This is a genomic window from Streptomyces sp. bgisy159 (assembly GCF_057707805.1).
In genome coordinates this window covers 19,316-31,521 of sequence record NZ_JBYIQX010000034.1, presented here as the reverse complement: position 1 = coordinate 31,521, position 12,206 = coordinate 19,316, and the positions used below count along the sequence as shown (strand labels likewise).

Genomic DNA, 12,206 nt, shown 5'->3' with positions numbered 1-12,206 from the left:
CCCCGCCCGTAACCAGCGGCGATCTACGCTGATGCGGAAAACAGGCAAGCGGAGGGAGCGCACATGGCGACCGGCAACCCCGAGGGGACGCAGGAGCGGCAGCCGGAGGAACAGCGCCTGGGACCGGTGCTCCGACGCCGCGGTCAGATCCAGACGAGCACCACCGACCAGCGCCTCCTCGACGTGGGAGGACCCTCCGACTGGGTGCACACCGACCCGTGGCGGGTCCTGCGCATCCAGTCGGAATTCATCGAGGGCTTCGGCACCCTCGCCGAACTCCCGCCCGCGATCAGCGTGTTCGGCTCGGCCCGCACCCCGGTGGACTCCCCGGACTACGACGCCGGCGTGCGCCTCGGCCGGGGCCTGGTCGAGGCAGGGTGGGCCGTGATCACGGGCGGCGGGCCCGGCGCGATGGAGGCGGCCAACAAGGGCGCCTGCGAGGCGGGCGGCACCTCCGTCGGCCTCGGCATCGAGCTGCCCTTCGAGCAGGGGCTGAACCCCTATGTCGACATCGGGCTCAACTTCCGCTACTTCTTCGTCAGAAAAATGATGTTCGTGAAGTACGCCCAGGGGTTCGTCGTCCTGCCCGGCGGCCTCGGCACCCTCGACGAACTCTTCGAGGCGCTCACCCTCGTCCAGACCCGCAAGGTCACCCGGTTCCCCATCGTCCTGTTCGGCACCGCCTACTGGGGCGGCCTGGTGGACTGGCTGCGGAACACACTGGTGGCCCAGGGCAAGGCGACGGAGAAGGACCTGCTGCTGTTCCACGTGACCGACGACGTGCAGGAGGCGGTGGCCCTGGTGTCGAAGGAGGCCGCGCGCTGAGGCGACCGATCGGGGGGCTCCGCGTCGCGGCGGAGCCCCGCGCCGGGCGGCACGGACCTACGCCAGCCCCCGGCGCGCGACCGCCGGCTCCCGCCGGCCCGCGATCGTCGCCACCATGTCCAGCACCTGCCGGGTCTCCGCCACCTCGTGCACCCGGTACACCTGCGCCCCGAGCCACGCCGAGACCGCCGTCGTCGCCAGCGTCCCGATCAGCCGCTCCTTGACCGGCCGGTCCAGGGTCTCCCCGACGAAGTCCTTGTTGGACAGCGAGACCAGCACCGGCCAGCCCGTCTCCACCATCTTCCCGAGCCGTCGCGTCGCCTCCAGGCTGTGCCGGGTGTTCTTCCCGAAGTCGTGCCCCGGGTCGATGAGCACCGACTCGCGGGGCACCCCGAGCGCCACCGCCCGCTCCGCCAGGCCCACGGTCACCCGCAGGATGTCGGCCATCACGTCGTCGTAGGTCACGCGGTGCGGGCGGGTACGGGGCTGCGAACCCCCCGCGTGCGTGCACACCAGCCCCACCCCGTACCGCGCCGCGACCTCCGCCAGCCCCGGGTCCACCCCGCCCCAGGCGTCGTTGAGCAGATCCGCCCCGGCCTCGCACACCGCCGCCCCGACCTCCGCGCGCCAGGTGTCCACGCTGATCACCACCTCGGGGAACCGCCGCCGCACCTCCGCCACGAACCCGACCGTGCGCCGCGCCTCCTCCTCGGCGGTGACCTCCTCACCCGGTCCCGCCTTCACCCCGCCGACGTCGATGATCGCCGCGCCCTCGGCCACCGCCTGCTCCACGCGCGCGAGAGCCGGTTCGTCACGGAAGGTGGCGCCCTGGTCGTAGAAGGAGTCCGGGGTCCGGTTGACGATCGCCATGATCACCGGCTCGTGCTCGCCGAATTCCCGCCTGCCCAGCCTGAGCATCCCCTGTGACCTCTCCCTGTGCCGTCCCGACAACCACCGCCTGCGACCCTAACGGTCACACCCGCATGGCACGATCGGAGCCTGACACATCCGACTTCGCGCACACCGAGCCTGGGGACCCGCCGATGGTTATGTTCTTCTTCCTGGTCGTGGCGCTCGCCGTCGTCGTCGCCGCGGTCACGCTCGCCGTGGTCGGCGGCGGCGAGGGCACCGGCCCGCTGCCGGAGGCCGAACCCCAGCGGCTGCACGACCCGCTGCCCGACGACCGTCCGGTCACCGGCGCAGACATCGACTCCCTGCGCTTCCCGCTCGCCGCCCGCGGCTACCGCATGGCGGACGTCGACGACGCCCTCGACCGCCTCTCCGCCGAACTGGCCGAGCGGGACGCGCGCATCGCCGACCTGGAGGCCGCGCTGTCCGGCGCCCGGACCCAGGGACCGCACCCCCCGCACCTCTCCATGGAGAAGCCCGACCAGGAGGACTCCCGGTGACGACCGACGGCACCGCCCTGACCGGCCCGGACGGCGCCCCGCGCTGCCCCTGGGCCCTGTCCACGCCGGACTACGTGGCGTACCACGACCAGGAATGGGGCCGGCCGGTCCACGGCGACGACGCCCTCTTCGAACGCCTCAGCCTGGAGGCCTTCCAGTCCGGCCTGTCCTGGATCACCATCCTGCGCCGCCGCCCCGGCTTCCGCGCCGCCTTCGCCGGCTTCCGGATCGCCTCCGTGGCCGGCTTCACGGACGAGGACCGCGCGCGTCTCCTCACCGACGAGCGCATCATCCGCAACCGCGCCAAGATCGACGCCACCCTCGCCAACGCGCGCGTGCTGGCGGACTGGGCCCCGGGCGACCTCGACGAGCTGATCTGGTCCCACGCCCCGGACCCAGCCCTCCGCCCGGTCCCCAAGTCCCTGGCCGACGTCCCCGCGATCACCCCGGAGTCGACGGCCCTGTCCAAGGCGCTGAAGCAGCGGGGGCTGCGCTTCGTCGGCCCGACGACGGCGTACGCCCTGATGCAGGCGTGCGGACTGGTCGACGACCACCTGGCGACCTGCGTGGCCCGGGGCGCCGCCGTCTAGCGACGCGCGGTGCGGGAAGAACGCCCGCACCGGACCCGGGGACCCCGTCGCCTACCGGCCCAGGTACTTCGGGCGTTCCTTGTTCACGAAGGCCTGCACCGCGATCTGGTGATCCTCGGACTGCCCGGCGCGGGTCTGCAGCTCGTCCTCCTTCTCCAGCGTCTCGGCGAGGGAGTGCGTCAGCCCGAAGGCCACCGCCTCCTTCAGCGCCGCGTACGCCACGGTCGGACCCGCGGCGAGCCCCCGGGCCACCTTCTCCGCCTCGGCCCGCAGCTCCGCCGAGGCGACGACCCGGTTGGCGATGCCGAGCTCGTACGCCTCCTGCGCCTTGACCGTGCGCGGGAAGAGCAGCAGGTCGGTCGCCCGGGACGGCCCGATCACCCGCGGCAGGGTCCAGGAGACCCCGGAGTCGGCGGTGAGCGCCACGCCCGCGAACGACGTGTTGAAGCTCGCCGTGTCGGCCACGATCCGGTAGTCCGCGGCGAGGGCGAAGCCGAACCCGGCGCCGGCCGCCACCCCGTTCACGGCCGCGACCACCGGCTTCGGCGCTTCAACCAGCGCCCGCACGATCGGGTTGTAGTGCTCGCGCACCGTGCTCATCGTCTGCCCCGACCCCGTCTCCCGGTCGGCCGCGAGCAGCCCGATGTGCTCCTTCAGGTCCTGGCCCACGCAGAACGCCCGGTCCCCGGCCGCCGTCAGCAGCACGGCCCGTACGGCGTCGTCGTCCGCGGCGGCACGCGCGGCGTCACGCAGAGCGACCTTGGTCGCGACGTCCAGCGCGTTCATCGCCTCGGGGCGGTTCAGGGTGATCGTGGCGAGTCCGTCGCTCACCTCGTAGAGCACGGTGTCGGCCATGGGTGTCCCCTCCAGGTCGCGGCACTGACGTACCGCTCAGTACGTCGTTGTCTGCAGGACAGCATGACGGAGATCGCGGCCCGGGCGCCGGACCGGCCGTGTGAGCTGCGTCAAAGAATCCGGGCCGATTCCCGGACGGCGTCCCTCCGTGAGGGCGCGCAGTATCGCAGCCACATCGCCGAATTGAGTGGTTTTGCTCGCGTGCGTTGCCCAAGCGATGCGGACTGATGTTGGTCATCGGGTCCTGAGATGCGGGATAATGGCTGGGAAGCAATGTGTTCGATGCCGGTGTCGCGTGTCCCCAGCCCTCCGGGCGCCAGGACCGCGCATGCCCTTCAGGGGCCGTCGGCTTTGACGATGAGCTGGTTTCAGGAAGGGGAACGAGCATGGCGGCCATGAAGCCGCGGACGGGCGACGGCCCGCTCGAGGTGACCAAGGAGGGGCGGGGCATCGTCATGCGCGTTCCGCTCGAAGGCGGCGGTCGGCTCGTCGTCGAGCTGACTCCGGACGAGGCCGACGCCCTCGGCGACGCCCTCAAGAAAGTCGTCGGCTGACGCGCCAGCGACCATACCCTTTCAACCGCCCCGGCATCACATCAGGTGCCGGGGCGGTTGTTTTGCCCGGCGGACCCGTGTGATCGGCAGTGTCGCCCCGTCGCCCCGCAACCCCGTCGCCCCGCAACCTCGTCGCCCCGTGCTTCGCCGCCCGGGTCCGTGCGCCTCGGTGCGGTACGTGGGGGGGCGTGGGACCGGTGCGTCCCGTCAGCGCTTGACCGCGCACAGCAGCCCGTCGCCGACCGGCAGCAGGGACGGCACCAGCTCCTGGCTCTCGCGCACCGCGCGCAGCAGCTCCCGGATGCGTATGACCTCCGTGGGCTGGGGGCCGGAGTCCACCGTGCGACCGCTCGCGAAGACGCCCTCGAACACCACCAGCCCGCCCGGGCGCAGCAGGCGCAACGATTCAGCGAGGTAGTCCAGCAGCTCCAGGCGGTCACCGTCGCAGAAGACGAGGTCGTAGCCGGAGTCGGCGAGCCGAGGCAGCACGTCGAGGGCGCGTCCCGGGATGAAGCGGGACCGGTTGCTGGCGAAGCCGCTCGCCCGGAACGCCTGCCGGGCGGACTGCTGGTGCTCCGGCTCCGGGTCCACGGTGGTCAGCACGCCGTCCGGGCGCATGCCGTGCAGCAGATGGATACCGGAGACGCCGGTGCCCGTGCCGATCTCGGCGACCGCCTTCGCGTCCACGGTGGCGGCGAGCAGTCGCAGAGCGGCGCCCGTGCTGGGCGACACCGAGCGCAGCCCTGCCTCACGGGCCCGGTCGCGGGCCCAGCGCAGCGCGTCGTCCTCGGCGACATAGGCGTCGGCGAACGCCCAGCTCGTCTGCCGGTTGCCGGTAATGACCCTCTCCTGTCCCCATGGTTGCCTCGGCGTGACTGTATCCGTTGCCGCCGGGAACCCGCAGATGGGACCAGGCGTTTGAGAGGGTGGGAACGACGACTGGGGGCACGGTTGGATCACGACAGCGAGCGGGCCGGTCGGCAACTGCTGACGCAGCCGTATGAGCCGTATCAGCCCAGATCAAATTCTCGTAAAACCGCTTATCCGGTCCTAACGGGCGAGGTGGCTATGGTAGGGGCTCCACTGGACACCACCAGAGCTGACAGGGGAGGTGCGGCTGCGCCTGGAGATCGGGGAAGAGTGCTGCGGCGCCTTCTCGGATCGGCGGGCAAGCCGAAATCCGTGACCGACACCGCTGCTGACCACCCCGCCGCCGGCCCCACGGCCGGCCGAGCCCAGACCGCGACCTTCGCCACCGACGCGGACGGGCAGGCGTGGACTCCGCCCACCTGGGAGGAGATCGTCAGCACGCACAGCGGACGCGTCTACCGCCTCGCCTACCGCCTCACCGGCAACCAGCACGACGCCGAGGACCTCACTCAGGAGGTCTTCGTCCGTGTCTTCCGCTCGCTGTCGACCTACACCCCGGGCACCTTCGAAGGCTGGCTGCACCGCATCACGACCAACCTCTTCCTGGACATGGTCCGCCGCAAGCAGCGCATCCGCTTCGACACCCTCGGCGACGACGCCGCCGAGCGTCTCGCCAGCAAGGAACCCACCCCGCAGCAGATCCTCAACGACGCCCACTTCGACGCGGACGTCCAGCAGGCCCTGGACACCCTCGCGCCGGAGTTCCGCGCCGCGGTCGTGCTGTGCGACATCGAAGGGCTCTCCTACGAGGAGATCGCCGCGACCCTCGGCGTCAAGCTCGGCACCGTCCGCTCCCGGATCCACCGCGGCCGCTCCCAGCTGCGCAAGGCCCTCGCACACCGGTCGCCGGAGGCACGCGCCGAGCGCCGCTCGCTCGTGCCCCGCGTTCCCGTGCTGAGGGGAGGGGGCGCGACCGCGTGAGTGGATCACGGCCGAACCCTGTCGAGGGACACCTCGCAGAGCAGCATCTCGGAGACCGACTCTCCGCCCTGGTGGACGGAGAGCTCGGTCATGACACGCGTGAGCGCGTCCTCGCCCATGTCGCCACCTGCCCGAAGTGCAAGGCGGAGGTGGACGCCCAGCGCCGGCTGAAGGACGTGTTCGCCGCCGTGGCTCCACCGGCGCCCTCCGAAAGTTTCCTGGCCCGTCTCCAGGGGCTCCCCGGAGGGGGTGACCCGGAGGACGGCGGTGGCACGCCGCTCGGCGGGGGCGGACTCGCCGCCTTCCGGATGAGGAGACCCGAGCCCTTCGCCCTCTCCTACGACCCCACCCGCGGCCCCGCCACCGCCCTCGCCACCGGCCCGGCCGTACGCAACCCCGCCCTCGCGCCGGGTGCCGACGACCGCGGCTTCCGTATCCACCCGGTGGGCCGCGGCGACGCCGAGCGCTCCCGGGGGCTGCGGTTCGCCTTCGCCGCCGCCGGCGCTGTCTCGCTGGCCGCGATCGCGCTGGGCGGCATGACCGGCAGCGTCCCCGTCGACCCCACCGCGGACGCCCGCGGCGGCTCCGGCAACGGCAGTAACGTCACCCCGGCGCGCACATCCGGCACCGGATCGGCGACCACACCCGAGACCTCGCGGCGGCGGGGCTCCGCTCCGCTGTTCACGCAGAGCGGCCGACAGGGCGGGCTCGGCGACCACCCCGCGGCGCCCACCGAGGTGTCCGCGCCGCTGCTGCCCGGTCTGCCGACCCCGGCCGCCGGGCGCCAGGGCATGACCCCCGTGGTCGCGGGAGCGGCGGCGAGGTCACCGCTGATACGTCCGCTCGACGTCCCACCCATCTCCCTGACGTCCCTGACCACCGCCCCGGAGTTCAGCCCACCCGGCCTGCTCGCCCTGGGGACCGGCGCCCCCGAGCCGACCCCCTCTTCCGCCGTCACCCCAGGTCACTCCGGCCAGCGGGAGCGCTGACCCAGCCGCCGCGCGGTGCGCCCGCGGCCCGGAACCTGATTGAATCCAGACCGGACCGCGCCCCTATGCCATCCGGCCGGGCGCTCAGGCGTGCGGGGAGAGCATGGACGAGGGCAAGCCCACGAAGGGGAAGTGGTGGAGCCGGCCGCGGGCGCAGGAGGCGCCGGGCGCGCCGGCCGAGGACGCCGACGGTGACTTCCGGCTGGCCCACCCCACCCGGCCGACGCCCGACGGCGACTACGAACTGAGCCGCCCGTCGGCCCCGCCCGCCGTCGACGAGCCGGAAGCCGCCGCCGGTTGTGACGAGCCCGGGCCCGCCACCGACCGCGTCGCGCCCGCCGGCGACTTCGACGGTCCCTCAACCGGTCCCTCAATCGAGCCCTCACCAGCCGGACCCTCCGGAGGCGGCGCCTCCGTCGACCGTTCCGCGACTCTGGCCGAGTACTCCGAGTACTCCGAGTACTCCGAGTACTCCGAGCAGTCCGGGCCCTCGGGCGCCCCTCCGGACAGCGCCGCCGGATCCTCCGGGGTGGTCGGCATCCCCGGGAGCGTCGGCGCCCCGGAACCCTCCGGCCGGTCTGTGACGGCGGACGACGCTTCTCCGGGCAGCCCGGCCGGGCCCTCCGGGGCGACCGGCGGCTTCTCCGGGGACGTGGGGCACCCCGGGGAGCACTCCGCGAGTGCGCCGGAGCGGCCGCAGCCGCTGCACGACCCCGACCCCTACAGCACGCCCCCGTACGGGGAGCCCGGGCCCTGGGCGCCCGCCCCGCCGGTACAGCATCCGGCGGTGTCGGGCCGGGTCGGCCACCTCACCGGCGCCGGAACCGAGCCCGGCGCCGATCAGGCCGGGTGTTCCACGGCCGCCCCCTTCGGCGACGTACCGGTACCGGCGCAGGCACCCGGACCGGCCCCGGCGTCAGCTCCCGCCTCGGCATCACACCCGGCCTCCGCCTCGGCGTCCCACCCGGCCCCGGCATTCCCGCCGGCCCCGGCGTCGCCACCGGCCTCGGACTCGGCCCCCGGCCCCTCTCCTGCCGCCGACCCGCCCCCAGCCCCCGTACCATCCCCCGGACGGGCCCCCGCTCCCGGTGGACCGGACCCCGCTCCCGGACCGGACCCCGGCCCGGCACCCGCCCCGGCGCCGACATCGGCCGCCGGCGCGCCGTCCCCCGGGCCAGCCGGGTCGGCCGGATCGCCACCCGATCCCTGGCAGGGCTACGACCCCTGGGCCGCCGCCCCCGCCCCGACCGCACCGCTGCAGCAGACCGGCGCCGGGGTGCTCACCGAGGCTCAGCAGCGCAAGCGGGCGCGCAAGAGGCTGCTCGGGGCGGCGCTGGCCCTCGCGCTCCTGTCGGGAGGCGTGGGCGGCATCGCGGGGACCTACCTGGAGCGCAACGGCGGTCTCGGGTCCGTCGAGCTGCCGCAGTCCGGGGTGGAGGCCCCGGAGCGGCCGGCGGACAGCGTGGCCGGGATCGCCGCCCGGGCCCTGCCCGGCGTGGTGACCCTGCACGTCGTCGGCGGCGACGAGTCCGGTACCGGCACCGGCTTCGTGCTGGACAGCCGCGGCCACATCCTGACCAACAACCACGTCGTCGAAGCGGCCGGCGGCGGCGGCCGGATAACCGTCGTGTTCTACGGCGGTGAGACCGCCGAGGCGGAGATCGTCGGCCGCGACGCCGGCTACGACCTGGCCGTCGTCAAGGTGAAGGGCGTGACCGGCCTCAAGCCGCTGCCCCTCGGCAACTCGGACAGCGTCCAGGTCGGCGACCCGGTCGTCGCCATCGGCGCCCCCTTCGACCTCGCGGGCACGGTCACCTCCGGCATCATCAGCGCCAAGGAGCGTCCCATCACCGCCGGCGGCGAGAGCGGCGACGCCAGTGACGTGTCGTACGTGGACGCGCTGCAGACCGACGCGCCGATCAACCCGGGCAACTCCGGCGGCCCGCTGCTCGACATCCGGGGCCGGGTCATCGGCATCAACTCCGCGATCCGGTCCGCCGGCGGCGGCTCCGAGCCCGGCGGCGGCCAGGCCGGCTCCATCGGCCTGGGCTTCGCCATCCCCGTCAACCAGGGCAAGCGCGTCGCCGAGGAACTGATCAACACCGGCCGGGCGACCCACCCGGTCATCGGCATCACCCTCGACATGGACTACGGCGGCGACGGCGCCCGCGTCGGCACGAAGAACGGCGACGGCAGCGCCCCGGTCGTCGTGGGAGGGCCGGGCGACCGGGCCGGGATCGAGGCGGGTGACGTCATCGTCGAGGTCGACGGCCAGCCCGTCCACTCGGGCGAGGAGCTGATCATCAAGACCCGTGCCCACCGCCCCGGCGACCGCCTGGAGCTCACCGTCGAACGCGACGGAGCGCGCCGCACGCTCTCCCTCGTCCTCGGCTCCTCCTCGGACTGAGCGGCCCGGACCCGGCCGGACGGGGCAAAGTGACAGCAACCTCACAGAAGACACCGCGCAACACCGTGGCACTAGGCAAACAACGCGGAAAACAGGCCGTGACGCCGCACTCCGACCGCGCGGGACGGTACCGGTCGCCCAGCCCCGACAGGTACCGTGGACCCGGCCCGGACATCGCAAGGAGCTTCAGGTGTTCAATGACATAGGTGCGCTTGAGCTGGTGACGATCATCGTCCTGGCCGTGCTCGTCTTCGGTCCGGACAAGCTCCCGAAGGTCATCCAGGACGTGGCGCGCACGATCCGGAAGATCCGTGAGTTCTCCGACAGCGCCAAACACGACATCCGCAGCGAACTCGGCCCGGACTTCAAGGACTTCGAGTTCGAGGACCTCAACCCCAAGACGTTCATCCGCAAGCAGCTGGAGAACGAGGACATGGGGCTGAAGGAGATCCGCAACGGCTTCGACCTGAAGAAGGAGATGGCCGAGGTCACCGAGGCCGTCCACAGCCGCGGGTCGGACGCCTCGACGCCGTCCGCCGCGTCCTCGTCGTCCTCGTCGCCCTCCGGGCGGGTCGACATGACCAAGAAGCCCGAGGAGCCGGGCGCGGACACCCGGCCGCCCTTCGACGCGGACGCCACCTGACGGCCTGAACACGGCGCCCGCGCGCCCCGCGCGCCGGGCGCGTTCCCGGCTGCCCGGAGATGGGTGGCTATGCTGCCAAGTTGTTGTGCGGATCGAACGCCGTGAGGCGTGGCCGCCCGAAGGGGGGCGGGCCGGACCGGTCCGGCGAGAGCGAGGAGGCGTCCGGGTACATGGAGACGACGAGTCAGGCAGTCGCGCAGACGCCGGCCGCGGAGGACGAACAGCAGGTTCCCTCCGCCCGGCGCACCGCCGACGGCTACCTGGAGGCGCCGTTCCCCTGGTACGGCCTCGACGAGGCCTTCACGGGGCCGCGCTGGCTGATGCAGGTCGGGACGGCGGCCGACGGGTCCGTCGAGCACGGGTCGGTGGGACACGGCGACGAGCCGTCCGTACGGCATGAGACGGCCGGCGAGGAGCGCGGGAAGTTCGCGGTCGTGGTGACCGTCGCCGCGAACCCCTCCCGGCGCAGCGCCGACGGCACGGGGCTGCTGGAGGCCACGTCGGTCTCCTCGGCGGCCTGGCTGGCGGGTGTCGGGCTGCTGTCCTTCACCTGGCCGGGGCAGATGGACCACAGCCTGCGGGACGACTGGCTGGAGCAGCAGACGGAGACCGCGTGGGCGCTGGCCGACGACCTCTCCGGCTCCGAGTGGTCCACGCTCTCCCTGCCGGTGGACGGCGTGCCGACACCCTTCCACTACCGCGAGTCCGAGTTCGGGTGGGTCCTCGCCGGCTCCACCGAGCAGGGCGTGCACCTGGGCGCCTACGGCCGGGGCATGAGCGCCTACGGGCTCGGCTTCGCCATGATCAAGGACATCGGCGCGTACGCGTGAGCAGGAGCGCGCAGCCAGGAGGACCCGCGCGGGGCAGAGACGGAGACGCGCGGGCAGCGGAAAAGGGGCGCCACCCGGCGCCCCTCGCCCCCTGACCGCGGCTCAGAACTTGTTCTTCGGGGTGATCCCCAGGGAGAGCCCCGACAGCCCCCGCTGCCGGCCGCCGAGCTTGCCCGCGATGGCGCGCAGCGCCGCGCCGGCCGGGCTGTCCGGGTCGGTCAGGACGACCGGCCGGCCGTCGTCGCCGCCCTCGCGCAGACGGACGTCGATCGGGATGCTGCCGAGGACCGGGACGTTGGTGCCCGTCGTCCGGGTGAGGCCGTCGGCGACCACCTGGCCGCCGCCCGTGCCGAAGACGTCGACCATCTCGTCGCAGTGCGGACAGGGCAGGCCCGACATGTTCTCCACCACGCCGACGATCTTCTGATGGGTCTGGACCGCGATGGAACCCGCGCGCTCGGCGACCTCGGCCGCCGCCTGCTGCGGCGTGGTGACGACCAGGATCTCGGCGTTCGGAACCAGCTGGGCCACCGAGATGGCGATGTCACCGGTGCCCGGCGGCAGGTCCAGGAGCAGGACGTCCAGGTCGCCCCAGTAGACGTCCGCCAGGAACTGCTGGAGCGCCCGGTGCAGCATCGGGCCGCGCCAGACCACCGGCGCGTTGCCCGGGGTGAACATGCCGATGGAGATGACCTTCACCCCGTTGGCGGACGGCGGCATGATCATGTTCTCGACCTGGGTGGGCCGGCCGTCCGCGCCCAGCATGCGCGGCACGCTGTGGCCGTAGATGTCGGCGTCGACGACGCCCACCTTCAGACCGTCGGCCGCCATCGCCGCCGCCAGGTTCACCGTGACCGAGGACTTGCCGACGCCGCCCTTGCCGGAGGCGACCGCGTACACGCGGGTGAGCGAGCCCGGCTTGGCGAAGGGGACTTCGCGCTCGGCCTGGCCGCCGCGCAGGGCCGCCGCCAGCTCACGGCGCTGCTCGTCGCTCATGACGTCCAGCGTCACGTCGACCCGGGTGACGCCCTCGACCCGGGAGACCGCCTCCGTGACGCGCTGCGTGATGGTGTCGCGCATCGGGCAGCCGGACACCGTGAGGTAGACGGTGACCGCGACCGCTCCGTCCGCGCCGATCTCCACGGACTTGACCATCCCCAGCTCCGTGATGGGGCGGTTGATCTCGGGGTCGTTCACCGTCGCCAGTGCTTCGCGCACCGCGTCTTCCGTAGCCATAAGGACGATGGTACGGC

The 12,206-nt window shown here is 73.1% G+C and carries 13 protein-coding genes; 9 read left to right on the top strand and 4 right to left on the bottom strand.

Features of this window, described 5'->3' with window-relative positions; all coding sequences use genetic code 11:
- Window positions 1-63: 63 nt before the first annotated feature.
- Window positions 64-825 carry an LOG family protein gene (locus AC3ET3_RS26755; RefSeq protein ID WP_432138723.1) on the top strand — a complete coding sequence of 254 codons (762 nt, stop codon included), beginning with the start codon at window positions 64-66 and terminating at the stop codon, window positions 823-825.
- 57 nt (window positions 826-882) lie between these two features.
- On the opposite strand, the gene folP is transcribed toward AC3ET3_RS26755, so the two are convergent.
- Entirely contained in the window at window positions 883-1,743 is an 861-nt protein-coding gene (folP, locus tag AC3ET3_RS26750; RefSeq protein WP_435613019.1) for a dihydropteroate synthase, read from the bottom strand.
- A gap of 131 nt (window positions 1,744-1,874) precedes the next feature.
- Here folP and AC3ET3_RS26745 point away from each other — a divergent pair, with 131 nt between their 5' ends.
- Window positions 1,875-2,234, top strand: coding sequence for a DivIVA domain-containing protein (locus AC3ET3_RS26745; RefSeq protein ID WP_432138745.1), 360 nt, complete (start codon window positions 1,875-1,877; stop codon window positions 2,232-2,234).
- Window positions 2,231-2,824: a DNA-3-methyladenine glycosylase I gene (locus AC3ET3_RS26740; RefSeq protein ID WP_432138725.1), complete on the top strand. Its 594-nt coding sequence runs from the start codon at window positions 2,231-2,233 to the stop codon at window positions 2,822-2,824. The genes AC3ET3_RS26745 and AC3ET3_RS26740 overlap by 4 nt, the downstream gene beginning before the upstream one ends.
- Window positions 2,825-2,875: 51 nt before the next feature.
- On the opposite strand, the gene chcB is transcribed toward AC3ET3_RS26740, so the two are convergent.
- Window positions 2,876-3,679, bottom strand: a complete 804-nt coding sequence (gene chcB, locus AC3ET3_RS26735) for a 2-cyclohexenylcarbonyl CoA isomerase (RefSeq protein WP_432157678.1) — start codon at window positions 3,677-3,679, stop codon at window positions 2,876-2,878.
- Window positions 3,680-4,065: 386 nt separating this feature from the next.
- On the opposite strand from chcB, the gene AC3ET3_RS26730 reads away from it, so the two are divergent.
- Window positions 4,066-4,233: a DUF3117 domain-containing protein gene (locus AC3ET3_RS26730; RefSeq protein ID WP_003966491.1), complete on the top strand. Its 168-nt coding sequence runs from the start codon at window positions 4,066-4,068 to the stop codon at window positions 4,231-4,233.
- A 207-nt stretch (window positions 4,234-4,440) separates the two neighbouring features.
- On the opposite strand, the gene AC3ET3_RS26725 is transcribed toward AC3ET3_RS26730, so the two are convergent.
- The gene (locus tag AC3ET3_RS26725) at window positions 4,441-5,139 is read right to left on the bottom strand and encodes an O-methyltransferase (protein ID WP_432138746.1); all 699 of its coding nucleotides are present in this window, start codon (window positions 5,137-5,139) and stop codon (window positions 4,441-4,443) included.
- Window positions 5,140-5,373: 234 nt separating this feature from the next.
- Between AC3ET3_RS26725 and sigE the strand changes: the two genes are divergently transcribed.
- The 5 genes from sigE to AC3ET3_RS26700 all read left to right on the top strand — a co-directional run bounded on the left by sigE (window position 5,374) and on the right by AC3ET3_RS26700 (window position 10,953).
- A complete protein-coding gene (gene sigE / locus AC3ET3_RS26720) occupies window positions 5,374-6,084 on the top strand; it encodes an RNA polymerase sigma factor SigE (RefSeq protein WP_432138727.1) in 711 nt (236 codons plus the stop codon).
- Window positions 6,081-7,073: an anti-sigma factor family protein gene (locus AC3ET3_RS26715; protein ID WP_432138728.1), complete on the top strand. Its 993-nt coding sequence runs from the start codon at window positions 6,081-6,083 to the stop codon at window positions 7,071-7,073. Before sigE ends, AC3ET3_RS26715 begins: the two co-directional genes overlap by 4 nt.
- Before the next feature lie 703 nt (window positions 7,074-7,776).
- Window positions 7,777-9,480, top strand: a complete 1,704-nt coding sequence (locus AC3ET3_RS26710; protein WP_435613030.1) for a S1C family serine protease — start codon at window positions 7,777-7,779, stop codon at window positions 9,478-9,480.
- A 190-nt stretch (window positions 9,481-9,670) separates the two neighbouring features.
- On the top strand, window positions 9,671-10,123 hold the full coding sequence (locus AC3ET3_RS26705) for a sec-independent translocase (protein ID WP_432138729.1): 453 nt from the start codon (window positions 9,671-9,673) through the stop codon (window positions 10,121-10,123).
- Window positions 10,124-10,293: 170 nt separating this feature from the next.
- Entirely contained in the window at window positions 10,294-10,953 is a 660-nt protein-coding gene (locus AC3ET3_RS26700) for a hypothetical protein (protein ID WP_432157675.1), read from the top strand.
- Window positions 10,954-11,055: 102 nt separating this feature from the next.
- On the opposite strand, the gene AC3ET3_RS26695 is transcribed toward AC3ET3_RS26700, so the two are convergent.
- Window positions 11,056-12,189 carry an Mrp/NBP35 family ATP-binding protein gene (locus AC3ET3_RS26695; RefSeq protein WP_432138731.1) on the bottom strand — a complete coding sequence of 378 codons (1,134 nt, stop codon included), beginning with the start codon at window positions 12,187-12,189 and terminating at the stop codon, window positions 11,056-11,058.
- Window positions 12,190-12,206: the final 17 nt, after the last annotated feature.

What these genes read in the sequence shown, in the direction of transcription:
- AC3ET3_RS26730 (WP_003966491.1), top strand. Translation starts at nt 4,066, where the DNA reads ATGGCGGCCATGAAGCCGCGGACGGGCGACGGCCCGCTCGAGGTGACC.
- AC3ET3_RS26745 (WP_432138745.1), top strand. Translation starts at nt 1,875, where the DNA reads ATGTTCTTCTTCCTGGTCGTGGCGCTCGCCGTCGTCGTCGCCGCGGTC.
- AC3ET3_RS26700 (WP_432157675.1), top strand. Translation starts at nt 10,294, where the DNA reads ATGGAGACGACGAGTCAGGCAGTCGCGCAGACGCCGGCCGCGGAGGAC.
- AC3ET3_RS26695 (WP_432138731.1), bottom strand. Translation starts at nt 12,189, where the DNA reads ATGGCTACGGAAGACGCGGTGCGCGAAGCACTGGCGACGGTGAACGAC.
- chcB (WP_432157678.1), bottom strand. Translation starts at nt 3,679, where the DNA reads ATGGCCGACACCGTGCTCTACGAGGTGAGCGACGGACTCGCCACGATC.
- folP (WP_435613019.1), bottom strand. Translation starts at nt 1,743, where the DNA reads ATGCTCAGGCTGGGCAGGCGGGAATTCGGCGAGCACGAGCCGGTGATC.
- AC3ET3_RS26755 (WP_432138723.1), top strand. Translation starts at nt 64, where the DNA reads ATGGCGACCGGCAACCCCGAGGGGACGCAGGAGCGGCAGCCGGAGGAA.